The organism is Enterococcus sp. DIV2419 (assembly GCF_051711865.1).
GTDB classification, from domain to species: domain Bacteria; phylum Bacillota; class Bacilli; order Lactobacillales; family Enterococcaceae; genus Enterococcus; species Enterococcus faecalis.
Window position 1 is genome coordinate 947,813 of the sequence record NZ_JBIONS010000001.1, and the last position, 26,739, is coordinate 974,551.

22 protein-coding genes, 1 pseudogene, 1 riboswitch and 1 other annotated feature are annotated in these 26,739 nt (G+C 37.2%); of the genes and pseudogenes, 17 read left to right on the forward strand and 6 right to left on the reverse strand.

The annotated features are described in order from the left end of the window. Positions 1-6 precede the first annotated feature (6 nt). The 5 genes and pseudogenes from IGI97_RS04490 to IGI97_RS04510 form a co-directional block, all read right to left on the reverse strand. Positions 7-1,118: pseudogene (locus IGI97_RS04490) on the reverse strand (SHOCT domain-containing protein). A gap of 101 nt (positions 1,119-1,219) precedes the next feature. Beyond that, complete coding sequence (locus tag IGI97_RS04495) at positions 1,220-1,771, reverse strand: DUF5067 domain-containing protein (protein WP_010783600.1); 552 nt, start codon at positions 1,769-1,771, stop codon at positions 1,220-1,222. A 222-nt stretch (positions 1,772-1,993) separates the two neighbouring features. Next, on the reverse strand, positions 1,994-2,803 hold the full coding sequence (locus tag IGI97_RS04500) for a TPM domain-containing protein (RefSeq protein ID WP_438738065.1): 810 nt from the start codon (positions 2,801-2,803) through the stop codon (positions 1,994-1,996). Beyond that, positions 2,800-3,945 (reverse strand): hypothetical protein, encoded by a 1,146-nt coding sequence (locus IGI97_RS04505; RefSeq protein ID WP_033597286.1) that lies wholly within the window; start codon positions 3,943-3,945, stop codon positions 2,800-2,802. Before IGI97_RS04505 ends, IGI97_RS04500 begins: the two co-directional genes overlap by 4 nt. Positions 3,946-4,048: 103 nt before the next feature. Further along, positions 4,049-5,281 carry an SPFH domain-containing protein gene (locus IGI97_RS04510; protein ID WP_002356656.1) on the reverse strand — a complete coding sequence of 411 codons (1,233 nt, stop codon included), beginning with the start codon at positions 5,279-5,281 and terminating at the stop codon, positions 4,049-4,051. Between the two features lie 207 nt (positions 5,282-5,488). On the opposite strand from IGI97_RS04510, the gene pbp4 reads away from it, so the two are divergent. The 7 genes from pbp4 (at position 5,489) to IGI97_RS04545 (ending at position 13,072) form a co-directional block, all read left to right on the forward strand. After that, the gene (gene pbp4, locus IGI97_RS04515) at positions 5,489-7,531 is read left to right on the forward strand and encodes a penicillin-binding protein PBP4(5) (RefSeq protein ID WP_438738068.1); all 2,043 of its coding nucleotides are present in this window, start codon (positions 5,489-5,491) and stop codon (positions 7,529-7,531) included. A gap of 115 nt (positions 7,532-7,646) precedes the next feature. Further along, entirely contained in the window at positions 7,647-8,366 is a 720-nt protein-coding gene (tsaB, locus tag IGI97_RS04520; RefSeq protein WP_002356660.1) for a tRNA (adenosine(37)-N6)-threonylcarbamoyltransferase complex dimerization subunit type 1 TsaB, read from the forward strand. Further along, positions 8,338-8,892: a ribosomal protein S18-alanine N-acetyltransferase gene (gene rimI, locus IGI97_RS04525; protein ID WP_438738070.1), complete on the forward strand. Its 555-nt coding sequence runs from the start codon at positions 8,338-8,340 to the stop codon at positions 8,890-8,892. Before tsaB ends, rimI (IGI97_RS04525) begins: the two co-directional genes overlap by 29 nt. Positions 8,893-8,899: 7 nt before the next feature. Then, positions 8,900-9,364, forward strand: a complete 465-nt coding sequence (gene rimI / locus IGI97_RS04530; RefSeq protein ID WP_002359702.1) for a ribosomal protein S18-alanine N-acetyltransferase — start codon at positions 8,900-8,902, stop codon at positions 9,362-9,364. After that, on the forward strand, positions 9,361-10,407 hold the full coding sequence (gene tsaD, locus IGI97_RS04535) for a tRNA (adenosine(37)-N6)-threonylcarbamoyltransferase complex transferase subunit TsaD (protein ID WP_002356664.1): 1,047 nt from the start codon (positions 9,361-9,363) through the stop codon (positions 10,405-10,407). Before rimI (IGI97_RS04530) ends, tsaD begins: the two co-directional genes overlap by 4 nt. A gap of 42 nt (positions 10,408-10,449) precedes the next feature. Continuing rightward, positions 10,450-10,653 (forward strand) — a binding site (T-box leader). A 71-nt stretch (positions 10,654-10,724) separates the two neighbouring features. After that, positions 10,725-12,416: an arginine--tRNA ligase gene (gene argS / locus IGI97_RS04540; protein WP_002356665.1), complete on the forward strand. Its 1,692-nt coding sequence runs from the start codon at positions 10,725-10,727 to the stop codon at positions 12,414-12,416. A 155-nt stretch (positions 12,417-12,571) separates the two neighbouring features. Beyond that, entirely contained in the window at positions 12,572-13,072 is a 501-nt protein-coding gene (locus IGI97_RS04545; RefSeq protein WP_002356666.1) for an HD domain-containing protein, read from the forward strand. Positions 13,073-13,153: 81 nt separating this feature from the next. Here IGI97_RS04545 and IGI97_RS04550 read toward each other — a convergent pair whose 3' ends face one another. Beyond that, positions 13,154-13,486, reverse strand: coding sequence for a helix-turn-helix domain-containing protein (locus IGI97_RS04550; RefSeq protein ID WP_002356667.1), 333 nt, complete (start codon positions 13,484-13,486; stop codon positions 13,154-13,156). 93 nt (positions 13,487-13,579) lie between these two features. Between IGI97_RS04550 and IGI97_RS04555 the strand changes: the two genes are divergently transcribed. From IGI97_RS04555 to IGI97_RS04600, 10 genes are all read left to right on the forward strand, one after another. Beyond that, entirely contained in the window at positions 13,580-13,903 is a 324-nt protein-coding gene (locus IGI97_RS04555) for a hypothetical protein (protein WP_002395335.1), read from the forward strand. A gap of 64 nt (positions 13,904-13,967) precedes the next feature. Beyond that, a riboswitch (Fluoride riboswitch) is annotated at positions 13,968-14,037 on the forward strand. A gap of 76 nt (positions 14,038-14,113) precedes the next feature. After that, a complete protein-coding gene (locus tag IGI97_RS04560; protein WP_438738073.1) occupies positions 14,114-15,379 on the forward strand; it encodes a voltage-gated chloride channel family protein in 1,266 nt (421 codons plus the stop codon). A 49-nt stretch (positions 15,380-15,428) separates the two neighbouring features. Further along, complete coding sequence (locus IGI97_RS04565) at positions 15,429-15,707, forward strand: UPF0223 family protein (RefSeq protein ID WP_438738075.1); 279 nt, start codon at positions 15,429-15,431, stop codon at positions 15,705-15,707. Next, a complete protein-coding gene (locus IGI97_RS04570; protein ID WP_438738077.1) occupies positions 15,708-16,490 on the forward strand; it encodes an inositol monophosphatase family protein in 783 nt (260 codons plus the stop codon). A 220-nt stretch (positions 16,491-16,710) separates the two neighbouring features. Beyond that, complete coding sequence (typA, locus tag IGI97_RS04575; protein WP_002356682.1) at positions 16,711-18,546, forward strand: translational GTPase TypA; 1,836 nt, start codon at positions 16,711-16,713, stop codon at positions 18,544-18,546. 74 nt (positions 18,547-18,620) lie between these two features. Continuing rightward, positions 18,621-19,436: a glycerophosphodiester phosphodiesterase family protein gene (locus tag IGI97_RS04580; RefSeq protein ID WP_033594478.1), complete on the forward strand. Its 816-nt coding sequence runs from the start codon at positions 18,621-18,623 to the stop codon at positions 19,434-19,436. A 317-nt stretch (positions 19,437-19,753) separates the two neighbouring features. Continuing rightward, the gene (gene recQ, locus IGI97_RS04585) at positions 19,754-21,523 is read left to right on the forward strand and encodes a DNA helicase RecQ (protein WP_002356683.1); all 1,770 of its coding nucleotides are present in this window, start codon (positions 19,754-19,756) and stop codon (positions 21,521-21,523) included. A gap of 226 nt (positions 21,524-21,749) precedes the next feature. Continuing rightward, complete coding sequence (locus IGI97_RS04590) at positions 21,750-22,055, forward strand: YlaN family protein (protein ID WP_002356684.1); 306 nt, start codon at positions 21,750-21,752, stop codon at positions 22,053-22,055. 3 nt (positions 22,056-22,058) lie between these two features. After that, positions 22,059-23,267, forward strand: a complete 1,209-nt coding sequence (locus tag IGI97_RS04595) for an FtsW/RodA/SpoVE family cell cycle protein (RefSeq protein WP_002356686.1) — start codon at positions 22,059-22,061, stop codon at positions 23,265-23,267. 32 nt (positions 23,268-23,299) lie between these two features. Further along, positions 23,300-26,728, forward strand: coding sequence for a pyruvate carboxylase (locus tag IGI97_RS04600; protein ID WP_033788125.1), 3,429 nt, complete (start codon positions 23,300-23,302; stop codon positions 26,726-26,728). The last annotated feature ends 11 nt before the right edge of the window (positions 26,729-26,739 follow it).

Genomic DNA, 26,739 nt, shown 5'->3' on the forward strand with positions numbered 1-26,739 from the left:
TTTTTATTAATCTAATTTAAGCAATTGCCGTTTCTTTTGTTGAAATTCTTCTTCTGTTAGAATTCCTTCATCAACTAACAGTTTTAAATTTCTTAACTCAGCCATTACGTCTTCAATAGCGCTAGGTGAGTTTTTTTGTGAATCAGATAGTTTTGGTTCAATCGGTTGGTTTTTATCACTCTTTATAGGAGTTGGTATTTCTTTTTCTTTTATTCGACGAACAATAGTGTCTAATGATGAAAGGGCTCGTTCGGCGTTGAAACGGGCTCTATCGATCGCTAATTGACGATCAAATTCAGTAGTTTGCTCACTAAGTGTCTTTAAAAAGGAAATAGTGATGGTTGGGCGTTGCAAATCATCTAGATTAATCAAAATATAGACACTACTGACGCGATCATAAGGTACGTTTTCTTCGGTGAAATGGGTATTTTTTTTCTCTAAAATTTTGTAATCAGCGATAATGCTTACTGGTAAAATTTTTGATGAACCAACCAGTCGAAATTTTTTTCAGGTTCATCGAATTCAATCGAGCCAGCAATAGTTGTTGTAGGATTGAATAGCCGGTTGTCTTCTTGGACATTTCTTAAATCCGTCAATGTCCAAGTTTGGGTATATCCTTGTCCCTGGACACCGAGTTGACCTGCACATTTCTTACAGATTTGGTAATTATCTGAAGTTAAATATTTTCCTTTATTATCCTGACAAAGAGCACATAGATTTCCATAAACTTCAGCATTTTTTTCATTTGCTTTTGCGATTTCAGACTGCTTGTTTATTAACTCTTGCATTTGTTGTAAATCAGCTAAACTTTTTTTATCAACGGACCAAGTGGATACTTTAAGTTTTTTTAAACAGCTTTTTCCTACGCGATAAAAATCACTCGTAAAGTACTTGCCAGTTTCCTCTTCGCAAAGATAACATAAATTTCCCTTTGCTTGCATTGCTTGATCCTTTTTTATAATTTCTTCTTGACGTTTTATAATACTTTCCATTGTTCGATCTTTAATTTCTTTTGGTTTTAACTCTAAATGTTCTGCACAATGTTTACAGATACCGTGATTATCAAAGGTGATGATTTTACCAGGATTTAGATCACACAGTTCGCACATACTTTTCATGGGATGACTCCTTTTTGTTAAGATAAATTAATTTTACCATTCAACTCTATGAAGAACAAACCAAAAAAGCAAGTAGAACTAAGTGCCTACTTGCTTACAGACTATTTAATTGTAATTTCTTCAACAGCGATAGGATCTCCCATGCTGAACATACTGTCTCTGAAAGTAAAAGTTACAGGTTTTGTTTCATCAGCAAATTCATAAGGGTATGCTGCTTGGACAGTTGCGCCAGGATTAACTTTTTTATTTAACATGTCAATTCTATCTTTAATCGGAGAATCATTAACAATTCCATAAGTTAAATCTTCTGTTGTATCGCCGGTATTTTGTGATACGCTAACAAAACTAGAGTATAACATTTGTACATCTTGTGCTTCCTTAGTGTTATTAGTCAAATCAAATAGTACATAAAAGATTGGTTTACCATCGAAACTTGTACCTTTTTGGAATTCGGTGATTTTTAATACACCATCAGGAACAGTCAATGTTCGATCTTTATAAGTCCCTTTATCTTCTTTAGCTTTTGTTTCAGTTGTTGCGGTAGCAGTACTTGAGGTTTTTTTAGTTTTATTAGTGTTGTTTGTTCCAGAACCACATGCACCTAAAATCAGAGTACTAATTAAAACTAATCCTAACATAGAAAATTTTTTCATTTTCACTTTCCCTCCCATAGTTTAGTTAATGATTTGTAGCGCTTACTAAATAGTTGAAAACAATCCCCAATTAAATAACTTTGGACTACAAATCACTTAGTTTAAATGAAAATAAGTATACCGTCCTGTGTAAAAATAACACACCACAGTATACTTATTTTATCATTATTTCATAAAAATAACACCATTATTTTTATGAAATAATTAAAAAAGATAAAAAATCTAAAAACTTCGACCGCCGCCACCGAATGTGCCGCCGCCAGTTGAGTGGGTGGTGCTACCACCACCGCCCATTCCGCCACTGCCGCCATTGTTTTTAGGAATACGACGCGTAGTGATGAAAGAGTTGGTTAACTGATCTGTGCGGGAGGTTAAGTTTAAAGTTGTTTTTTCCCTAAAGGGATATTGATAACTTGAAAATTTTAATTGGTATTTAGAAATATTGATGCCTAAGAAGACCAAGCTGAGTATTAGCGCAGCAGCAAAAGCAATTACCATTTCCAGAGGGGTAATGACTTTATAACGGGTGATTTTACCTGTTTCGCTATCCACACGATAGTGCCCCCCAGGAACCCCTTTATCAACAAATGTTTGAGTTTCCTGAACAAAAGTTTGAGCAGCCGCAAAATAATTTCCTTGACTCATCCCATCCATTACTTTATCTAAGGTATCATCAATTCGTGCATCCGTCATATAATCAATCATGTTTCCAGAAGTAGAGATGTAGACTTTCCGTAAGTCCATATCAATGAGAAAAAGAATCGCATTTTGATCCTTGCCAACTTTATTTAAAAGATAATGATCTGCATATTCTTGTTCATCGCCATAGGTATTATTATTTGTGGTCACAATAAAGACAGAGGCTTTTGTTTTTTCTTCTAAAGGTTGTATCTCTTGCTTTAGTTGGTTGATTTGATCAGGTGTCAGTAATTGTGCGCCATCATCAATTGAATTTTCAGCCGCCGAAACGGGTAGGGCAAGGCCAAAGGTAAGAAGTATTAGGAAAAAAATAGGTAAAAGTCGTTTTTTCATAGGAAATAACCTCCTAATAAAAAGAGTGCTAAGAGTCCAGCGAAAATGCCTAACGTTGCTAGTCCTAAACGGGTGTAACTAATTGGAAGCACACCGCTTACTTTACCTGTTTGTCCATTCATGGCATAATAATAAACTTTTTTTGATTGTTCCTGACTGCGATAGGTGACTAACCAAATTGGCAAAAGCATATAGTGATTATTTTCTTGGTTTAGAGAAATATCCGTGCGAACATTTGTCAACGTAGTATAACCAGAAGCAGAGTCCCGTAACAATGATTCCGAATAATCTTGTAATTCTTGTTGGACGTGTTTTTTGATTGCTTCATATTCAATATCGCGTTTTTCTGCTTGGAAACCTGCTAGGTATTGGCTTTTGAAAGGCACCGCTTGATCAATTAAAAATGGTTGAACGCCTTCCACCATTTTTTGTTGGACGTTTTTTGACAAGGCATTTTTAACTAATTCTTTAAACGATAATTTTCCTGAACGTCCCACATTGAAACGTTTTGTTTCGGTGTATTCAATATCACCTACGCGCCAAATGCGAATACTTGTGCCAGTAGCTTGCAGTTGTCCGTCGACTTCTGCATCAACGACCCAATAGGGGAAGTAAACCCCAGTTAATTTATCGATTTGATTTTTGCTGAAAAAATCTCGAGGAATGAACCATTTTTTCTTGGTCCAAGCGAGAAATTTTTCAATCGCTTCGTCTTTTTCAATTGTAAAGGGTAAGACGTTTTCTGGTAAAAATTCGCCACTTAATCGACCAGCCAAGACAACTGGATTATGGCAATAATAACAGTATGTGGCTGCCGTTGTTGCATCGGTGACAATTTGAGCGCCACAGCTGGGACAATTAAAAATTTCCATTGTGCCTGCATCTGCAGCTGCTTCATTCTCAGTGGTCTCTGTTTGTTGCGTAGCGGAGGATTCTTCTTCCGCCGTGAAAGTCAAATTTTCCTCGTCAGTCGTTGTTGTGGGATTCTCTAAATGCGCCTCATGTTGCTGTTGCTCATAACGAGTCACTTCTTCTTCCGTGTAAATATTTAAACAATATTCACAATGAAATTTTTGATCTTTGGGATTAAATAAGAGCGGGCCGCCACAGTTGGGGCATTTATGGGTAAATGTTGTTTCCATTGCAACCGTCCTTTCTAATAGAGTGAGTAAATAACAGGAATCTGATTCAAAGAAAAAGGGTAGACTTGTGCCTGACCCTTTTCTTTAATTGTTCACTACTTGCTTATAAAGGAACCCCTTGGAATGGTTTACCACAATGTGGACAGAACTTAGGAATACCATTACTTAAGTCAACAATTTCGCTACATTCACTACATTTCATTTCTAATTTTGGTTTTTCGTTTGTTGGTTTTGGTGTACCACAGTTTGAACAAAACTTCCCAGTGTTTTCAGTCCCACATTGTGGGCAAGTCCAAGTGTCTGTAGCCCCTTGTGCGTTTTGCTGGTTTTGTTTTTCTTGCATTTGTTGTTGGTTTGTTTGAGACGCTTGCGCAAAGTAGTTGCCATTCGCATTCATGCCCATACCAACGCCCATAAAGCCGCTCATAGCGCCACCTTCATTTTTACCAGCAGCCTCCATACCACGAGCCAAGGAACCTTGAACATAGCCTTCGCGAACACCTGGATCGCTGAGCATAGCACCTTCATTTCGCATGTTGATTAATTTAGTTGAATCATCTGTATAAGAAATGCTTGCAACTGCTACAGAAACAATTTCCATGCCGCGATTGGTGCGCCAATCCTCGTCAAGCGCAGTTTGCATATATTTGCTTAATTCAACACTTTTTGAGGGAACATAAGAAATACGTTGTCCATCAGCAGACATTTGATTGATTGCTGCTTGCAATGCTGTAATGAACTCTGCCAAATATTGTTCATTAATATCATTAATATCTACTTGCGTTTGGTTTTTAGGAATCGCATTAGTATAAAATAGCAAAGGATCTGTAATTTTAATTGAGTAATTTCCGTGTGCACGTAAGAAAAGTTCGGCATTATAAAAATTATCAAAATAGTTTAATGGCGCAGGTGTTCCAAATTTAATGCCTTTAATTTCTTGCAAATTAATATAAAAAACTTGTTGTTTTTGTGGAGTTACGCCACCAAATTTGAAACGACTGAAGGTCTCTGCAATCGCATCTTTTAAAGAACCGTTAAACATTGAAGGCGCAGAATCATTTTTGACTGTATAATAGCCTTCTTCAGCAGTGTAATCGATGATTTTGCCACCATCGACAAGAAGCATCATCATGTTGGGATAGACATGTACAACAGATCCATCTGTTAAAACATCGTCCGTTCCTTTACGATTAGAACCACGTTTATCATCTTTACGCACAAAAACACCTTTTGTCATGACGGTTGTGTCCCCCATATTATCAGGTTCAATAACCTCTAGCCATTGATCGGCCAAGCCACCGCCAACTGAACTTGTTGCTGCTTTAATAAGTCCCATGTTCATTCCTCCTAATAAAAAACTAATTGTTACAGCTAGTATACCACACAATGAATGCAGAGAAATCCAACGAAAGCCTGATGAAATGGAAAAATTTGATCAAACTTTATTAAGAAATTAAAAAAAGTATAGGTGAAACACAAGCATTTTAAAAAAAGTTACGTATAATAGAAGAAAAGACATATTATATAGTTAGGGGATTATTGAATGGAACGAAGCAATCGTAATAAAAAATCTTCAAAAAAACCACTTATTCTTGGTGTTTCTGCCTTGGTTCTAATCGCTGCTGCCGGTGGCGGGTATTATGCTTATAGTCAATGGCAAGCCAAACAAGAATTAGCCGAAGCGAAGAAAACAGCTACTACATTTTTAAACGTATTGTCAAAACAGGAATTTGATAAGTTACCGTCCGTTGTTCAAGAAGCTAGCTTAAAGAAAAATGGCTATGATACTAAATCTGTTGTTGAAAAATACCAAGCAATTTATTCAGGGATTCAAGCTGAAGGAGTCAAAGCTAGTGATGTTCAAGTCAAAAAGGCGAAAGACAATCAATACACATTTACCTATAAATTATCGATGAGCACTCCTTTAGGCGAAATGAAAGATTTGTCTTATCAATCAAGTATCGCCAAGAAAGGCGATACCTACCAAATCGCTTGGAAGCCGTCTTTAATTTTTCCAGATATGTCAGGAAATGATAAAATTTCGATTCAAGTAGATAATGCCAAACGTGGAGAAATTGTCGATCGTAATGGTAGTGGGCTAGCAATTAACAAAGTGTTTGACGAAGTGGGCGTAGTGCCTGGCAAACTCGGTTCTGGCGCAGAAAAAACAGCCAATATCAAAGCTTTTAGTGATAAGTTCGGCGTTTCTGTTGATGAAATCAATCAAAAGTTAAGCCAAGGGTGGGTCCAAGCAGACTCCTTTGTACCAATCACAGTCGCTTCTGAACCAGTGACAGAATTACCAACAGGGGCTGCGACAAAAGATATAGAGTCACGTTATTATCCGCTGGGGGAAGCAGCTGCGCAATTAATCGGGTATACGGGCACCATTACTGCAGAAGATATTGAAAAAAATCCAGAGTTAAGTAGTACGGGCGTAATTGGTAAAACTGGCTTAGAACGAGCGTTTGATAAAGAATTAAGAGGGCAAGATGGTGGCTCACTAGTTATTTTAGATGACAAAGAGAATGTCAAAAAAGCTTTACAAACCAAAGAGAAAAAAGATGGTCAAACGATTAAATTAACGATTGACAGTGGCGTACAACAACAAGCCTTCGCTATATTTGACAAACGTCCTGGTAGTGCGGTCATTACCGATCCTCAAAAAGGCGATTTATTAGCAACGGTTAGTTCACCTTCGTATGATCCTAATAAAATGGCCAATGGTATTTCTCAAAAAGAATATGATGCTTACAATAACAACAAAGATTTACCATTCACAGCACGTTTTGCGACAGGCTATGCACCAGGCTCTACCTTTAAAACAATTACCGGTGCCATTGGTTTAGATGCAGGGACATTGAAGCCAGATGAAGAGCTAGAAATTAATGGCTTGAAATGGCAAAAAGATAAATCTTGGGGTGGCTATTTTGCGACACGTGTAAAAGAAGCAAGTCCAGTCAATCTGCGTACCGCTTTAGTTAATTCAGATAATATTTATTTTGCCCAACAAACATTACGTATGGGGGAAGACAAATTTAGAGCGGGTCTTAATAAATTCATTTTCGGTGAGGAACTAGATTTACCAATTGCCATGACGCCTGCTCAAATTTCAAATGAAGATAAATTTAATTCTGAAATTCTTTTAGCAGATACGGGCTACGGTCAAGGCCAATTGTTAATTTCGCCAATCCAGCAAGCTACCATGTATAGTGTTTTCCAAAATAATGGAACATTGGTCTATCCAAAATTAGTTTTAGACAAAGAAACGAAGAAAAAAGACAATGTAATCAGCGCCAACGCAGCGAATACAATTGCCACAGATCTTTTAGGTAGTGTGGAAGATCCTTCAGGTTATGTTTATAATATGTACAATCCGAACTTCTCATTGGCTGCTAAAACAGGAACAGCTGAAATAAAAGATAAACAAGATACAGATGGCAAAGAAAACAGTTTCCTTCTAACGTTAGATCGTAGTAACAATAAATTCTTAACAATGATTATGGTTGAAAATTCAGGAGAAAATGGTTCTGCAACAGATATCAGTAAACCATTAATTGATTACTTAGAAGCAACCATTAAATAAAAAGAGAAAATGAACGAAACGAGGTTTCTGTAAAAAGAAACCTCGTTTTCCCTTTTTAGAAAAAGGAAAGTGTGCTACAATGAAGCGACTAAATTGTAGAAGGAAAGGGATTCGTGTGCGAATTTTAGCAATAGATACATCTAACCAAACATTGAGTATTGCTGTGTGTGAAAATCAAAAAATTCTGGGAAGTTATACAGCAACGGTTAAAAGAAATCATAGCTTAACATTAATGCCGGCAATTGACTATTTGATGAGTCAATTGAACTTGGCGCCAACGGCAATTGATCGTTTTGTCGTAGCAGAAGGACCTGGATCATACACTGGCTTACGTTTAGGCGTGACGACTGCCAAAACATTGGCCTATACTTTAAAGAAAGAGCTAGTAGGCATTTCCAGTCTACAAACGTTAGCTGCCAATTGTGTTGGACAAACTGGTTTAATTGTGCCTCTTTTTGATGCGCGTCGTAAAAACGTCTATGCTGGTGCTTATCGGTTTGTCAATGGCGTGTGGCAAAATGAGTTACCGGACCAACATATTTCCCTGCGGGAGTTATTAGAACAACTAAAAAATGAACCAAATCTTTTTTTTGTTGGTGAAGATGTTGAAAAATTCACTGAAGAAATAGCTCAAATCATTCCTCATGGGGAAATTTGTGATGTCCCGCAATGGCAAATTCCTAATGCCGCAGTTTTGGCTGCGTTAGGTAGTGTGGCTGAACCTGTTGAAAATGTTCATGGGTTCTTACCTGCGTATTTGAAAAAAGTAGAAGCGGAAGAAAATTGGTTGAAGACACACACGCCTAATGGAGAAAGCTATGTGGAAAAACTTTAATTTTGTGACAAAATACTTTACAAAAAGACGGCAACGGTATATAACTAAAACCATTGCAATGAACCAGCAAGAATTTCAATTGCGTGAAATCACTTACCAAGATATTAAGGATTTACTTGCAATTGAACGCGAAGTTTATGCTGGGGAACTTCCTTGGACGATGTCTGCTTTCATGGCAGAACTTGGCTCAAAAGCGCCGCATCTCTATTTGTTAGCGGCAATTAACGGAAAAACAGTTGGCTTTATTGGCTGTCGGATTCAAGGAACGGATGCACACATTACGAATGTCGCTGTTCACACAGCATACCAAGGCTTAGGTTTAGGTCGTTCTTTAATAGAAGAAACGCGAATTTTTGCCAAGAAAAACCGTTGTGAAACCTTATCGCTAGAAGTACGAATGAGTAATGTTAAAGCCCAACGTTTGTATCGAAAAATTGGCTTTGTCTCACAAACGGTGAAAAAAGGCTATTATGACGAAAATAAAGAAGACGCACTAGAAATGATAATTGATTTAAAAGAAGAGTGAAGAAAAAATGTTAGTAACAAAAAAAGAAATATCTGTAGCAAATATTGGTGAAGAATTATGGCGTTTTAGTAATTCTTCTTATACAACTGGCTCCCCTTGGACAGAAACACAATTCGCAGAAGATTTTGCTCAGGAAAATAGCGAATATCTTTTTTTAGTTGAAAATGGCCAGTGGTTAGGCTATATTGCCTATCATTTTATTTTAGATGAAGCAGAAATTAGTCACGTTGTTGTGAATGGTCAGAAACAACACCAAGGAATTGGTTGTCAATTAATGAAAGCTTTTAAAGAATATGTTAAAAGTCGTGACATTACACAAATTTTCTTAGAGGTCAGAGAATCGAATACATTAGCTCAAAAACTTTATGAGAAAACAGGTTTTCGGAAAGTAGCTGTTCGAAAAAATTATTATAAAGAACCGCAAGAAAATGCCTTTGTAATGTGTGCGAAATTAAGGAAGGAAGCCCAATGACAATTTTTACAAAAGAACGTAAATTATTATTAGCTGTGGAAAGTAGCTGTGATGAAACAAGTGTGGCTGTCATTGAAGATGGCGACAAAATTCTTTCCAATATCGTAGCTTCGCAAATTAAGAGCCATCAACGTTTTGGCGGAGTCGTTCCAGAAGTTGCGAGTCGTCATCATGTCGAACAAGTGACGATCTGTATTGAAGAAGCATTAACAGAAGCAAAAGTCACACCAGAAGAGCTTAGTGGCGTCGCTGTGACCTATGGGCCTGGGTTAGTCGGTGCTTTATTAATAGGACTTTCTGCAGCAAAAGCATTTGCTTGGGCGCACCAATTACCACTTATTCCAGTCAATCATATGGCTGGACACATTTATGCTGCCCGTTTTGTAGCACCGCTCGAATTTCCATTGATGGCCTTACTCGTTAGTGGAGGACATACGGAATTGGTCTACATGAAAGAAGATGGCTCTTTCGAAATTGTTGGTGAAACACGTGATGATGCAGCTGGTGAAGCGTACGATAAAGTCGGACGGGTGTTAGGGTTGCCTTATCCTAGTGGCAAAGAGATTGATGCTTTGGCCCATGAAGGCACAGATACCTACCAATTTCCACGGGCGATGCTAAAAGAGGATAACTATGACTTTAGCTTTAGTGGTTTGAAAAGTGCGTTTATTAACACGGTTCATAATGCAGAGCAACGTGGTGAAGTACTGTCTACAAAGGATTTAGCCGCAAGTTTTCAGGCGAGTGTGGTGGAAGTATTGGTGACTAAAACCATTCGTGCTTGTCAAGAATATCCTGTTAAGCAATTGCTAATTGCTGGGGGAGTTGCTGCGAATCAAGGATTACGAGAAGCAATGAGACATGCAATCAGTGAACAATTACCAGCAGTAACATTACTTATTCCGCCATTAAAACTTTGTGGGGATAACGCGGCGATGATTGGCGCTGCTGCTTTTATCGAAGCTGAAAAGAATCACTTCGCTTCGTATAACTTAAATGCAGAACCTGGCGTTAGTTTTATGACAATTAGTGAAGAAGGCTAGCCAGCTAGACAAAAATTTGCTATAATGAAGCCAGTTTAACAATGACATTCGATGATAAAGAGAGTACTTATTTCAACGTCAGCTTAGCGATCTTGGGAAGGTGGGAGCCAAGAGTGATCGGAATGAGGAAGCGCACTTTTAGAATTCTGCTGAAAGCAGACGGCAATCACCGTTATCGATGAAGCAGGTCTATCCAAGTAGTATAGACAATTAGAGTGGTACCGCGGGTAAATTCTCGTCTCTGACAAAACAAATCATTTTGTTTTGTCAGAGACGTTTTTGTTTTTTATACTTACAAATTAATCAGGAGGGTTCTTATGAACAACAAAGAAATCGTAGCAAAAGCGTTACATGATGTTTTAAATGAAGAATTAACGATGGATCAAATCGAACAATTATTGGAAAATCCTAAATCTGTCGATCATGGAGATGTGGCTTTTCCAGCCTTTTCATTAGCTAAAATTTATCGTAAAGCACCACAACAAATTGCAGCAGAATTAGCAGAAAAATTTGATGGCACAAATTTTGAAAAAATTGAAGTGGTGGGACCTTATTTAAACTTCTTCATGAATAAAGAAGCAGTCAGTCAAGCTGTCATTGGCGCAGTAGTCAAAGAAAAAAACAACTACGGAAACAGTACCTTTGGTAATAATGGCAATGTTCCTATTGATATGTCTTCACCAAACATTGCTAAACCAATTTCTATGGGGCACTTACGTTCTACGGTAATCGGGAATTCAATTGCCTTTATTTTAGAAAAAATTGGGTATCAGCCAATTCGGATTAACCACTTAGGTGACTGGGGTACACAGTTTGGTAAGTTAATTGTAGCTTATAAAAAATGGGGTTCTGAAGAAGCAGTCCGCCAACAACCAATTAATGAATTATTGCGCTTATATGTGCAATTTCATGAAGAAGCAGAAGAAAAACCAGAATTAGAAGACGAAGCACGTGCATGGTTTAAAAAATTAGAAGAAGGAGACCAAGAAGCTAATGAATTATGGAAATGGTTCCGTAGCGAGTCTCTAAAAGAATTTGATAAAATCTATTCCATGTTAGAAGTTGAATTTGATTCTTATAATGGCGAAGCCTTTTATAATGATAAAATGGATGAAATTGTTACTTTATTAGAAGAAAAACATTTATTAACAGAAAATCAAGGTGCAGAAATTGTTGATTTGACAGAATATAATTTAAATCCAGCACTTATTCGTAAATCAGATGGTGCGACGTTATATATCACACGGGATTTAGCTGCTGCGCTTTACCGTAAACGGACGTATGATTTTGCCAAATCACTTTATGTAGTCGGCAACGAACAAAGCAATCACTTCAAACAATTAAAAGCAGTCTTGAAAGAACTAGGATTTGAATGGTCAGATGATATGGAACACATTCCGTTTGGTTTAATTACTCAAGGCGGTAAAAAATTATCCACACGTAAAGGGAAAATTGTTTTATTAGAAGAAGTATTGAATGAAGCTGTTACTTTAGCAGGAAATCAAATTAACGAGAAAAATCCAGACTTAGCAAATCGTGAAGAAGTGGCGAAACAAGTAGGTGTAGGTGCAGTTATTTTCCATGACCTTAAAAATGATCGTCTAAATAATTTCGATTTTGTATTAGATGAAGTTGTTCGTTTTGAAGGAGAAACTGGGCCATATGTTCAATATACACATGCTCGTGCGATGAGTATTTTACGTAAAGCAAACTTTACACCAGACGCCACACAACGTTATGCACTAAATGACAAGGATAGCTGGGAAGTCGTGAAGTTGTTACAAAAATTCCCTGAAACTGTGATGCAAGCTGCTGAAAAATATGAACCATCTGTTATTGCGAAACATAGCATTCATTTAGCACAAGCGTTCAATAAATATTATGCCCATGTTCGGATTTTGGATGAAGATGCTCAAAAAGAGGCACGCTTAGCGTTAGTTTATGCAGTAGCTACTGTTCTAAAAGAAGATTTACGTTTACTAGGGTTACATGCACCAGAAGAAATGTAGAAGTTTTTGTGAAAATTTTACTGCGTTGAACGCTAAACTTATTAAGCAAATATTAAAGTTAAGTTACAGATTGAGAAATTCATAGTAATTAAATAGCTGGGGTGCTATACTCGAGTCAAGTTATAAAAGGATTAGAAAAGGTGGCACCCAATTATATGACAGAAAAATGGCGTGAAGACGAAGAATATCTTTCTTATGTAGAAGATTTATTAGCAACCGAAGAAGTCCAAAAATTAGCAGAATACACACAACATATGCATTCAACTCGTTTAGAACATTCAATTAGTGTTTCCTATCATAGCTATAAATTAGCAAAGCGTTGGAACGGCAATGCTCGTGCAACAGCTCGTGCTGGTTTATTGCATGATTTGTTTTACTATGATTGGCGCACAACAAAGTTTGACGAAGGCTCTCATGCCTATGTTCATCCACGAATTGCAGCCAAAAATGCTGAAAAAATTACAGAGTTGTCTGATTTAGAACGAGACATTATTATTAAACATATGTGGGGCGCAACTATTGCACCACCAAAATACAAAGAAAGTTACATTGTAACCTTTGTTGACAAATATTGTGCTGTAAAAGAAGCAGCGTTGCCGATGACGACAGCCATGAAAACCAAATGGCGTCAGTATTTTGGCCAACAGTCAATCTAATAAAAAGCTTATCCTTACGGATAAGCTTTTTTTGTTTGACGTTGACTAAAAAGTCTAGCATTCATCTATTTAAAATAAATATTAAAAGTAATTTTGTTCTGTTAATTTCTTTTGAGCGTATCGAAAGACTGCTTCTTGATTTTCAGTTGTTAACTGTTTGTAAATGTTCATAATATTGGTTGGGACAACAAATGGCGTTTCTTCCGTTTCAGGAATACCTAAGATTTCAAGAGGTGATACATCTAAAATTTTAGATAAGGCGACAATTTTATCCCTCCCCATATTTTCAATCATTCCAGTTTCCCATTTCCTGACGGTACTTTTTCCAACACCAACAAAATTTCCAACTTGTTCTAATGTAAGATTTTTCTCCATCCTTTTTTGCTTCAAAAAATTTTCTTTCAAAAAAACCACCTCCGTAAAAACATTCTAGCACAAAAAGTGTCGCAAAAGAAACATGTTTTACTCTATACATAGAGTGATAAATAACTATTGAATAGGCATATATTGACGGTTTTTTCACAAAATGATATACTTCCAGTGTCTAATAAGACACTAAAAGGGGTGAAAAGGGGGAGTAAAATGGAATCAAATTTAATTCATTCAAAATTGAAATTAAAAGGGAAAAATGTTGAATGGTTAGCAAGTGAAATGACCGCTGCAGGTCAACCAATCTCAGCTTCAACAATTTATAAGAAATTAAAAGGAGAGGTTGTATTTAAAGCTTCAGATATTAAATTGATTTCTAAGTTGTTAGATTTGGAAAGCGAAGAAATCATGGTTATTTTTTTTAATGAACTAGTGTCTAAAAAGACACGTAAAGGTTGTTAAAGGTAATGAGTTATTCTTCTATTGCACTTTCCAGAGTTGCGTGGTATTATTTTTAATAGTTTAATAGCAACATGGTGATGGTGTTCACCACGAACTATTTATTGGACGAATAAATTAATGACGCCTACCAAACGGGAGAAGTGTACCCTTTGGTAGGCTTTTTCTGTACGCTAGGATCGGCGATAAGAAAATTGTAAAGGAGCATGTAAAGTGAAAAAAGAAACAAAGCAACTACTATCAATTGGCGGTTATATGACAAAATGGTTGCTCATTACCGCAATTATTGGTTTATTTATGGGGGCGTTATCTGCCTTTTTCTTAAAGAGTCTCACCTATGTAACAGATGTTCGTTTAGCAAACCCTTGGTTACTCTTTATCCTCCCCATTAGCGGTGTCGTTTTTACGTATTTCTATACGCGTTTTGGGAAAAATGCTAGCCGAGGAAATAACTTAGTGATTGAACAAGGCAATGGCGGGGAAGAAGATATTCCCTTGCGCTTAATTCCTTTAACATTGTTTGGCACGATTACTACGCACTTATTTGGTGGTTCTGTTGGTCGTGAAGGGACGGCGGTGCAAATGGGGGGCGCAATCGCAAATGCTGTAGGAAAAGTCTTTAAACTGTCCGCTTTGGAACGACAAGTAATTATTATTAGCGGAATTAGTGCAGGTTTTAGTTCTGTTTTTGGCACACCATTAGCGGGAACGGTTTTCGGATTAGAAGTTTTGGCGATTGGAAAAGTTCGTGCAGAGGCACTTTTCCCAAGTTTTTTTGCAGGCTTATTTGCTAATTTTGTGACTGAAAGTTTTGGTGTAACACATACGCATTATCCGATGGGCAAAATTCCGACTTGGTCGGTTGATCTATTCGCAAAATTATTTTTGGCATCGATTTGTTTTGGCTTGGCAGGTTGGGTTTTTAGTCGTTCCATTGTCTTTTTAAAAAAGACCTATGCAAATTGGTTTGCTAATGTCTACCTTCGTGCGTTTCTTGGGGCGTCCATTGTCGTTCTGTTTGTGCTCGTCTTAAACAACCAACGTTATTTAGGCTTGAGTTTACCTTTACTAGAAGATGCTTTTGCAAGCAATGCGCAGCCTTTTGATTTTGTTGGGAAATTATTCTTTACGGTGTTATCCTTGGGTGCCGGATTCCAAGGAGGAGAAGTGACGCCATTGTTTGAAATTGGGGCTACGTTAGGTAGTTCTTTGGCCCCTTTGTTACATCTGTCAATTCCTTTTTTAGCAGGTTTAGGATTTATTGGTGTTTTTTCTGGCGCCACGAATACGCCGATTGCTTGTTTCATTATGGGCATTGAACTATTTGGTAGTGAAGCGGCGGTCTATTTTTTCATGGTCTGCTTAATCAGTTTTATGTGTTCAGGAAATAGCGGTATTTATGCTTCACAACAAAGTTTGTATCGCAAAGGAACAGCAGAATATCCTCTCTTTAACGCATTAAAAAATCGACGTAAATAAGATGTTTTTTTATGAAAATATGCTAAACTAGAGAAGATGAGGTGAAGACATGAAAGACTATCAATATCCATTAGATTTAGATTGGACGACAGAGGAAATGGTGATTGTCACTAATATGTGGACAGCAGTTGAGCAAGCCCACGAAACAGGCTTGCCTGTTGACAAATTTTTAACAACTTATCAACAATTTAAAACGGTCGTTAAAAGTATCGGCGAAGAAAAACGCTTAGGTCGTGAATTTGAAAATGCTTCAGGATATTCGTTATATCGTACGCTTCAACAAGCTAAAAAACAGGGAAGCGGTAAATTAAAGCTGGGGGATGATTAGATGACTGAAACGCAAAAATTTATTCAAACAATTCAAAGTTGGCTTTTTGAAGCAGCCGATGTGATTCGAATGAACTTGGAATCAGAGTTAACCGTTCAACAGAAAAATGGCCGCACTGATTTAGTGACAAATATGGATGAACAAACCCAAGAATTTTTAATGAATAAAATTCAAACAAATTTTCCCGAAGATCAAATTTTAGGGGAAGAAAAAGGCTACAATACCTTAAAAAGTTTTGCTGGACGCGTGTGGATCATCGATCCGATTGATGGCACAATGAATTTCGTGATGGAAAGAGAAAATTTTTGTATTATGTTAGCTGTTTATGAAGAGGGCATTGGTAAATTAGGTTTTATCTATGATGTGATGCGAGAAGAACTTTATTGGGGCGGCAAAGGGATTGGCGTTTATCGGAATAATCAATTATTAAAAGCGCCTACTATGAAAGCCTTGGCAGATGGATTATGGGGCATGAATGCTTACATGCATGGAAAAAATATTCATCACGCAACGGAAATCGGACAAGCAAGCATGGGCGTGCGTATTAGCGGTTGTGCAGGTTTGGAAATTATTGCCATGTTAAAAGGCAACCATCATGGCTATTTATCTAATCTAAGTCCTTGGGATTATGCAGCAGGCTTAGTACTTTTGGAAGAATTTGGGTTTAAATACTCTGGTATTACAGGAAAACCATTAACTTTTACGGGTCGTGAATACTTTATTGCAGCAACTCCTGAAACCTATGATGAAGTATTTACCCGATACTTAAATGAATCGGAATAATCAAAGAAGAGCGTTGCTGAAAGGTAAGGCTCTTCCTCTTTTAAAAGAGAAAAATTTGTAAAAAAATGTCCTTGTTTTCAGAAAAAGCCGAATAATTTCTAAAACTTTCATTATTTTTGCAGGCGAAAGCCTTTTTTTAATGAAAAAAGTTTGCTATAATAAGCAGTCGGCTTTTATGGACTTAAGTAACATAAGCGTATATAGATAAGGAGCAATTAAATTGAAATACAGAGATGATATTCGTAACGTGGCAATTATCGCCCACGTTGACCATGGTAAAACAACCTTAGTAGATGAACTTTTAAAACAATCTGACACTTTAGATGGACACACACAATTACAAGAACGTGCAATGGATTCCAATGCACTTGAAAGTGAACGTGGAATTACTATCTTAGCAAAAAATACAGCCGTAGATTATAACGGTACACGTATCAACATTCTAGATACACCAGGACACGCGGACTTCGGTGGTGAAGTAGAACGTATCATGAAAATGGTAGACGGTGTTGTTTTAGTTGTCGATGCGTATGAAGGAACAATGCCTCAAACACGTTTCGTATTGAAAAAAGCATTAGAACAAAAAGTAACACCAATCGTGGTTGTTAATAAAATTGACAAACCTTCTGCTCGTCCTGAACACGTAGTAGATGAAGTTTTAGAGTTATTCATCGAATTAGGCGCAGACGACGATCAATTAGATTTCCCAGTTGTTTATGCTTCTGCTTTAAACGGAACTTCAAGTGAATCAGATGATCCAGCAGATCAAGAGCCAACAATGGCCCCAATTTTTGATAAAATTATTGAACATGTGCCAGCTCCAGTTGACAATTCAGACGAACCACTTCAATTCCAAGTCTCATTACTAGACTACAACGATTACGTTGGACGTATTGGGATTGGCCGTGTGTTCCGTGGCACAATGAAAGTCGGCGACCAAGTTGCGTTGATGAAATTAGATGGCAGCGTGAAAAATTTCCGTGTAACGAAAATTTTAGGTTTCTTTGGCTTACAACGTGTGGAAATTGATGAAGCAAAAGCGGGCGATTTAATTGCCGTTTCTGGAATGGAAGACATTTTCGTTGGGGAAACAGTTGTAGATGTTCACAATCAAGAAGCATTACCAATTCTACACATTGATGAGCCAACCTTACAAATGACTTTCTTAGTTAACAATTCTCCATTTGCGGGACGTGAAGGAAAATACATCACCGCTCGTAAAATCGAAGAACGTTTAATGGCTGAATTACAAACAGACGTATCTTTACGTGTTGATCCAATTGGCCCAGATTCTTGGACTGTATCAGGCCGTGGCGAATTGCATTTATCAATTTTAATTGAAAACATGCGTCGTGAAGGCTATGAATTACAAGTTTCTCGTCCAGAAGTTATTGAACGTGAAATTGATGGAGTTAAATGTGAACCATTTGAACGTGTTCAAATTGACACACCTGAAGAATACATGGGTAGCGTGATTGAATCCCTAAGTTTACGTAAAGGCGAAATGCAAGATATGATTAATGCCGGTAACGGACAAATGCGTTTAATCTTCTTAGCACCAGCTCGTGGCTTAATTGGTTATTCAACAGAATTCTTATCAATGACTCGTGGTTATGGTATTATGAACCACACCTTCGATCAATACTTACCAATGATTCAAGGAACGATTGGTGGCCGTCATCAAGGTGCATTAGTTTCAATCGATACTGGTAAAGCAACGACTTACTCAATCATGAGTATTGAAGAACGTGGTACAGTTTTCGTTGAACCAACGACAGAAGTTTACGAAGGAATGATTGTTGGGGAAAACAACCGCGACAATGATTTAACTGTGAACATCACAAAAGCCAAACAAATGACTAACGTTCGTTCGGCAACGAAAGACCAAACATCAGTCATTAAAAAACCGAAAAAATTAACGTTAGAAGAATCATTAGAATTCTTGAATGAAGATGAATACTGTGAAGTAACACCAGAAAGCATCCGTTTAAGAAAACAAATTCTTAACAAAAACGAACGCGAAAAAGCAAGCAAGAAAAAGAAAAAAGCTGAATAATTTTTTTGAAAAGTACAAAATGCCAATGGCTATTGTACTTTTTCTTTTAATAAGTAAGGGAGTTGTGTGGATAAGTGAATAAAATCGCAAAATATCTGATAGTAGGGGTATTTCTATTAACTGGTTGTGCTAATAGTTCTGTTGAACGTTTATTACCTAAAAACCAGACACAAATTATAGCTCATCGTGGAGATCATAATAAAGCTCCAGAAAATACTGTTGAAGCAATTAATGAAGCAGCTAACCAGAATTATAATGGTGTAGAAATTGATGTTCGTAGCAATAAAGATGGTCAATTATATTTAATGCATGACAATACATTGGATAGAACAACGAATGGACAGGGAAGATCAGAAAAATTTACCATGAAACAATTAAAAAAATTAAGTATAAAAACGGCTAGTTATCCTAAATATGAAAACACATCAATAAAAATTCCGACGTTTGAAGAAGCAATTGAAGCAGCTGCAAATAATGGATTGATGGTTAATGTTGATGGATCTAAAGGAAACTGGTTGGATGAACATTTTGTTAAAAATGTTATGGACATCTTAAAAAAATATGAAATTTATGATCGAAGTTTTTTTGTGATTAGTGATGAACCAAGTCGAAATTTTGTGATTCAAAAGTATCCAGATGCTACTGTCTCATGGTTATGTGATAAAAAAGAAGATATTCCTAAAGAGATAAAAAAAATTAAATCATATAAAAACGCATTATTATCTGTCGCTAATGATATTGCGGATGAAGCGGTCATTGAGAAACTCAATGTTTCTGGAATTCGTTATCAAGTATACGGTGTTCAAACTTCAGAGCGATATCAAGAATTGAAAAAAATGAAAGTACCTTTAATTGAAACAGATAAAGTTGTACCAGATAAAGCTGAATAATTTTTCGACAAATAAACATTTAAACCAACTATGCTCGTTTTACTACGAAAATAGTTGGTTTTTTTGATGGCAAAAACGAATTAATGCGTATTTTAAGATAAGGTTATTTTTTTATGTGTGGATAACTACTCGTTATCCACAACAAGCAAATGTCGTTATTTTTGAAAGCTTTTGATAGCAAGCTTTCACAATTTTTCATTCTTTTTGATGTTTCACGTTAACTGGTGTTTCACGATTGTGTCTTGGTTTAACACACCTTGTTCCTGTTAGATTAGCGTGTTAAAATGACTTGTAGAACAAAGATTGGAGCGCAATAAATGAGTGCATTACAAGAATTATTAAAAGATACATTTGGCTATGATGATTTTCGGCCAGGACAAGAAACGATTATTCGTCATGTATTGCGACAAGAAAATGTCTTAGGCATTATGCCAACAGGTGGAGGCAAATCAATTTGTTATCAGTTGCCAGCCTTACTTCTGGATAATTTAACATTGGTGATTTCACCATTAATTTCTTTAATGAAAGATCAAGTAGACGCCCTGAATTTAATGGGGATTCCAGCTACATATATCAATAGTACCATTTCCTATCAAGAAATGAATCATCGTATTCAATTAGCGGTTAACAAAGAAGTCAAGCTATTGTATGTTGCGCCAGAGCGATTAGAATCTTATGATTTTCAACAGATGCTGACACATGTACCGATTGATTTATTGGCAGTAGATGAGGCACACTGTATTTCACAATGGGGGCATGATTTTCGTCCAAGCTATTTGCGTTTAGCAGAGATTATCGATCAATTTCAACAGCAACCAACTGTGATTGCACTAACAGCAACAGCAACGCCACAAGTAGCGGAGGATATTGTCAAGCAATTAAGAATTCCATCAGAAAATGAAATCAAAACAGGATTCGCTCGAGAAAATTTATCTTTTCAAGTCGTGAAAGATCAAAATAGAGACGTTTTTCTTTTGGAATATTTAAAGATGAATACTGGACAATCAGGTATTATTTATGCAAGCACGCGGAAGGAAGTTGAACGAATTTATCATTTATTAGAAAGTAAAAAAATTGCAGCTGGGATGTATCATGGGGGCATGAGTGAACAGTTACGTAGTGAAAATCAAGAAGCATTCTTGTATGATCAAGTGCAAGTGATGGTAGCAACAAATGCCTTTGGTATGGGGATTAATAAGAGTAATGTTCGTTTTGTCATTCACGCACAAGTACCAGGGAATATTGAATCTTATTACCAAGAAGCTGGCCGAGCTGGTCGTGACGGTCTGCCTAGTGATGCTGTGTTAATGTTTGCTCCACAAGACTTGCAAATTCAACAATACTTTATTGAACAATCTGAAATGACCATTGATTATAAGCAGAAAGAGTACTTGAAATTACGGGAAATGTCACAATATGCGAATGCACAAATGTGTTTACAAAAATATATTTTACGCTATTTTGGTGAAGAAGGGACGGACTGCGGTCGCTGCTCGAATTGTCTGGATAATCGAGAATTAGTCGATATTACGGTCGATGCCCAAAAAGTCTTGTCTTGTGTAAAACGTATGGGAGAACGTTTCGGTAAGGGCTTAGTTGGTAAAGTCTTGACTGGCTCAAAAGATCAAAAAATTGATCAATGGCATTTTGATCGTTTGCCAACATACGGACTAATGAAAGGTCGCACGCAAAAAGAAGTCACACAGCTGATTGATTATTTGACAGCAGAACGTTATTTAATTCCTTCTGATGGGCAATTCCCGTTGTTATCAGTCTCGACAGAAGGTGTTCAGGTGCTCTTAGGGGAACGGAAGGTCTTCCGAAAAGAAGACCAAAAAGTTCGAAAAGTAGCAGTGGATGATGCCTTGTTTGAACGATTGCGCGAATTACGTATGGACATGGCTCAAGAGGCAGGCGTACCGCCATATGTAGTCTTTTCCGATAGTACACTTAAAGAAATGTGTGAAAAATTACCGCAAACAACGATTCAATTATTGCAAATAAAAGGGGTCGGCCAAAATAAATTAGATAAATATGGCACCGCCTTTTTAGAAGTAATTAAAGAATATCAAGAGACAAAAAAATGATATAGTTTGTTATTTTATTTAAAATTAAAAGCAGAAAATAAGGAAAAAGTCTTTTAATGTATTTGTTGTTGTATTGATAAAATAAGCTTGTTATATAAAGAGATTTCTTACTTAATATATCGCTTGGTTTTAGAAAATTTCTTAAAGGAAATTTTCTGAAATCATCATGTATCTAACTGAGAATTATGTTATAATTATTTAATTAAGATAGGGAGGTTCTGTACAAATGGACGAAGGAATTTCAAAGAAATTTGCCATTCAATTATTAGAAGACGATGCAGAACGCATTAAAATGCTTATTCGTAATCAAAAAAACAGTTTGTGCATTTCTCAATGTAAAGCATTTGAAGAAGTGGTGGATACACAAATGTATGGTTTTTCAAGACAAGTGACCTATGCGACCCGTTTGGGGATTTTAACTAATGATGAAGGACATCGCTTACTAAGTGATTTAGAACGCGAATTGAATCAATTATATACAGATGTTTATGAAGAAACACAAGAAAAAAACGAGATTGGCAAGGAGGGTTAAGCTTTGCCAAACAAAGTAAAGAAACGGCATTTGCTAGACTATAGTATTTTTATTCCATATTTAATTTTAAGTATCGTGGGATTGATTATGGTATATAGTTCCACATCCGCATTACAAGTAATGAAAGGTTTTTCACCTACGTCATTCGTTATTAACCAGGTTGCCTTTTGGGTAGTAGGGTTAGTTGCAATGTTTTTTATTTATAAGATGAAAACATCCGTTTTCCAGAATCGAAGTTTTATCATGTTTGCCATTGCAGTAATTACGGTTATGGTTTTAGCCGTTCGGATTCCTGGTATCGGGAAAGAAATTAACGGCGCACGTGGTTGGATTGAGATTGGTGGATTTTCGATGCAACCAGCTGAGTATTTAAAAATTATGGTTGTCTGGTATCTGTCTTATATTTTAGCACGGCGACAAAAGACAATTAATGGAGGCATGGATCAATTTAAACAAGCTGCCGGGCGCCCGTTGATGCTCGTTTTTGTATTAATTGCTCTAGTTGCAATCCAGCCTGACTTCGGGAATGCGGCCATTCTAACATTAATTACCATCGTGATGGTTTTAGCAAGTGGGATTAATTATATGTATACCTACTTGGTCGGTGGCTTGGGCATTTTAGGTAGTATCACGGCTATTCAGTTATTAATTATGTCTAAAGGGAAAATTTTCCCAGCACGTTATCAATATATTTATAATCGTTTTGCTGTTTTTAAAAATCCATTTTTAGATGAACGGAACTTAGGCCATCAGTTAGCTAATTCTTATTATGCAATCAGTAATGGCGGCTGGTTTGGCAAAGGTCTAGGGAATAGTGTTCAGAAAAAAGGCTTTTTACCAGAAGCACATACGGACTTTATCTTTGCGATTACTTTAGAAGAGTTAGGCATTATCGGCGGTCTAGCGATTTTAGGATTGTTGATGTTTATGATTGCGCGAATTATTTTAGTCGGTGTACGCTCGAAGAAACCTTTTAATTCACTAATGTGTATTGGAATTGGTACAATGTTATTAATTCAAGTCTTTATTAATGTTGGTGGGATTACTGGGATTATTCCATTAACAGGAATTACTTTCCCGTTCTTGAGTCAAGGTGGGAATAGTTTGCTGATTATTTCGATTGCTGTGGCCTTTGTCCTGAATATCAGTGCAGATGAAACACGTCAGAAATTAGAAAATGAGTACTATTTATCTTTAGAACAGAACCAATAAATTTGAAGGAAATTGATGGTAGGAGTGACGTTATGAAAAAGGTATTAGTTGCCAATCGTGGCGAAATTGCGATTCGAATTTTTAGAGCTTGTACAGAATTAGATATCCGTACAGTAGCGATTTATGCTGCAGAAGATGAGTATTCTGTTCATCGTTTCAAAGCAGATGAAGCGTATTTAGTTGGTAAGGGGAAAAAACCAATTGAAGCCTATTTAGACATTGAAAATATTATCCAAATTGCCAAAAAATCGGGAGCAGATGCCATTCATCCTGGTTATGGCTTTTTATCAGAGAACTTACGCTTCGCCGAACGTTGTGAAGAAGAAGGAATCATTTTTGTCGGACCTAAAACACATCATTTAGATATTTTTGGCGATAAAATTAAAGCGAAAGAAGCAGCTGTAGCTGCGGGGATTGCTTCGATCCCAGGCTCAGACGGGCCAGTAGCAACGGTGGAAGAGGTCGTAGCTTTTGGTGAAACGCATGGCTTTCCTATCATGATTAAAGCTGCTTTAGGTGGCGGCGGTCGCGGGATGCGCGTTGCCCACGATGCCAAGGAAGCACGAGAAGGTTACGAAAGAGCAAAAAGCGAAGCGAAAGCAGCCTTTGGTTCTGACGAGGTTTATGTTGAAAAGTATATTTCTAATCCTAAACATATCGAAGTACAAATTTTAGGCGATCATCATGGGAATGTCTTGCATTTATTTGAACGTGATTGTTCCGTTCAACGACGCCACCAAAAAGTGGTAGAAGTCGCACCATGTGTATCAATGAATGAAGAACAACGAGCAGCCATTTGTTCGGCTGCTGTGCAGTTAATGGCGCATGTCGGCTACGTGAATGCGGGAACGGTTGAGTTTTTAGTAGAAGGGGATCAGTTTTATTTTATTGAAGTGAATCCTCGTGTTCAGGTAGAACATACTATCACAGAAATGATTACAGATATTGATATTGTGATCTCTCAATTACAAATTGCACAAGGGCTTGATTTGCATAAAGATATGCATTTGCCAAAACAAAACGAATTGACATTAAAAGGCGCGGCTATTCAATGTCGGATTACGACTGAAGATCCCCTGAACCAGTTTATGCCAGATACAGGGAAAATCGATACGTATCGTTCACCAGGTGGGTTTGGTGTGCGTTTAGATGTAGGAAATGCTTATTCTGGCTACGCTGTGACGCCTTACTTTGATTCTTTATTGGTTAAAGTCTGTACGCATGGTTTCTCTTTTGAACAGGCAATCAGTAAAATGCAACGCTGCTTAAAAGAATTTCGGATTCGTGGCGTGAAAACAAATATTCCGTTTTTACAAAATGTTGTGAGCTATCCAGCGTTTCAATCTGGCGAAGCCAAAACAACCTTTATTGATAATACACCTGAATTATTTGAATTTCCTCGTATGCGCGATCGTGGCAATAAAACGATGAAATACATTGGAGAAGTAACGGTCAATGGGTTCCCTGGCATTGAACGAACGGAGAAAAAATATTTTGAAGCCCCGCGCGTGCCGACAGATATTGAAGTTCCAGAAAAAGTGATCACAGCTAAAAATATTCTAGACGCTCAAGGAGCAACCGCCGTCATCGATTGGGTTAAGAATCAAGAAAGTGTATTAATGACAGATACCACGTTCCGTGATGCGCACCAAAGTTTATTAGCTACTCGTGTGAGAACACAAGATTTTAAAGCAATTGCTGGTCTAACTGATGTAGCCCTGCCTGAGCTGTTTTCTAGTGAAATGTGGGGTGGCGCTACGTTCGATGTTGCCTATCGCTTCTTAACCGAAGACCCATGGCAACGTTTAAGAAAAATTCGTCAGTTGATGCCAAATACACTTTTACAAATGCTGTTCAGAGGTTCTAATGCGGTAGGCTATCAAAATTACCCTGATAATGTTATTGAAGAATTCATTAAAGAATCTGCTCGCCAAGGAGTCGATGTTTTCCGAATCTTTGATAGCTTAAACTGGATTCCTCAAATGGAAAAAAGTATTCAAGTCGTTCGGGATACCGGAAAAATTGCGGAAGCAGCAATTTGTTATACTGGGGACATCAATGATCCAGCCCGAGCAAAATATAATGTTCAATATTACCTTGATATGGCTAAAGAATTGGAAAATTTAGGTGCACAAATCATTGCGATTAAAGATATGGCTGGCTTATTGAAACCACAAGCTGCTTATCGTTTAATTAGTGAATTAAAGGCAGCCACGGATTTACCAATTCATCTCCATACCCACGATACTAGTGGCAATGGGATCATCACATATTCAGCAGCTACTAAAGCGGGCGTTGATATTGTTGACGTCGCAATGAGTGCGATGAGTGGCGCAACTAGCCAGCCAAGTATGAACAGTCTATATTATGCTTTAGTCAATGGTGAACGGACGCCAACTATTAACATTGATAATGCACAGAAAATCAATCATTATTGGGAAGATGTGCGCATGTATTATCAACCATTTGAAAATGGCTTAAATGCCCCGCAAACAGAAGTCTATATGCATGAAATGCCTGGTGGTCAATACTCTAATCTACAGCAGCAAGCAAAAGCGGTAGGCTTAGGGCACCGTTGGGATGAAATCAAAAAAATGTATCACACAGTGAATTTGATGTTTGGCGATATTGTAAAAGTGACGCCATCTTCAAAAGTCGTGGGAGACATGGCACTCTTCATGGTTCAAAATCATCTGACAGAACAAGATGTTTATGCGCGTGGTGAAGAACTAAGTTTTCCTGAATCCGTTGTGACTTTTTTCCAAGGTGATTTAGGTCAACCAGTTGGTGGGTTCCCGAAAGAGCTGCAACGAATTATTCTAAAAGGTCGACCAGCCTTCACAGAGCGGCCAGGTGACTTAGCAGCACCTGTTGATTTTGCGAAAGTACAAGAAGAATTAGCCGAAAAAATTGGGTATCAACCTAAATTGGAAGAAGTTTTAAGTTATTTAATGTATCCACAAGTATTTTTAGAGTATCGTCAAAAATACGAAACCTTTGGAGATATAACCTTATTAGATACGCCAACATTCTTTAATGGTATTCGTCAAGGAGAGACATTGGAAGTTCAAATTGAACGAGGAAAAACGTTAATTATTCGTTTAGATGAAATTGGCGAACCTGATATTGACGGAAACCGTGTCTTGTTCTTCAATTTGAATGGGCAACGTCGTGAGGTTTTAGTTAAAGATGCCTCTATTAAGTCAGCTGTTCAAGTTAAACAAAAGGCGGAACCAACTAATAAAGAACAAATCGGGGCAACGATGTCTGGTTCTGTTCTACAAGTATTGGTCAAACGTGGCGATAAAGTAGAAAAAGGTCAGCCGTTGCTGATTACAGAAGCCATGAAAATGGAAACGACTATCGAAGCACGTTTTGCGGGCACGGTAGATCACATTTATGTTGAAGAAGGCGAAGCAATCAGCTCAGGTGATTTGTTATTAGAAGTAAAAGAAAAATAAGATGAGAGGGG

Bases quoted from the DNA above. Each gene is read 5' to 3' on its own strand.
- IGI97_RS04495 (WP_010783600.1), bottom strand. From the start codon at position 1,771: ATGAAAAAATTTTCTATGTTAGGATTAGTTTTAATTAGTACTCTGATT.
- IGI97_RS04500 (WP_438738065.1), bottom strand. From the start codon at position 2,803: ATGAAAAAACGACTTTTACCTATTTTTTTCCTAATACTTCTTACCTTT.
- IGI97_RS04505 (WP_033597286.1), bottom strand. From the start codon at position 3,945: ATGGAAACAACATTTACCCATAAATGCCCCAACTGTGGCGGCCCGCTC.
- IGI97_RS04510 (WP_002356656.1), bottom strand. From the start codon at position 5,281: ATGGGACTTATTAAAGCAGCAACAAGTTCAGTTGGCGGTGGCTTGGCC.
- pbp4 (WP_438738068.1), top strand. From the start codon at position 5,489: ATGGAACGAAGCAATCGTAATAAAAAATCTTCAAAAAAACCACTTATT.
- rimI (WP_438738070.1), top strand. From the start codon at position 8,338: ATGGAGAAAGCTATGTGGAAAAACTTTAATTTTGTGACAAAATACTTT.
- rimI (WP_002359702.1), top strand. From the start codon at position 8,900: ATGTTAGTAACAAAAAAAGAAATATCTGTAGCAAATATTGGTGAAGAA.
- tsaD (WP_002356664.1), top strand. From the start codon at position 9,361: ATGACAATTTTTACAAAAGAACGTAAATTATTATTAGCTGTGGAAAGT.
- argS (WP_002356665.1), top strand. From the start codon at position 10,725: ATGAACAACAAAGAAATCGTAGCAAAAGCGTTACATGATGTTTTAAAT.
- IGI97_RS04545 (WP_002356666.1), top strand. From the start codon at position 12,572: ATGACAGAAAAATGGCGTGAAGACGAAGAATATCTTTCTTATGTAGAA.
- IGI97_RS04565 (WP_438738075.1), top strand. From the start codon at position 15,429: ATGAAAGACTATCAATATCCATTAGATTTAGATTGGACGACAGAGGAA.
- IGI97_RS04570 (WP_438738077.1), top strand. From the start codon at position 15,708: ATGACTGAAACGCAAAAATTTATTCAAACAATTCAAAGTTGGCTTTTT.
- recQ (WP_002356683.1), top strand. From the start codon at position 19,754: ATGAGTGCATTACAAGAATTATTAAAAGATACATTTGGCTATGATGAT.
- IGI97_RS04590 (WP_002356684.1), top strand. From the start codon at position 21,750: ATGGACGAAGGAATTTCAAAGAAATTTGCCATTCAATTATTAGAAGAC.
- IGI97_RS04600 (WP_033788125.1), top strand. From the start codon at position 23,300: ATGAAAAAGGTATTAGTTGCCAATCGTGGCGAAATTGCGATTCGAATT.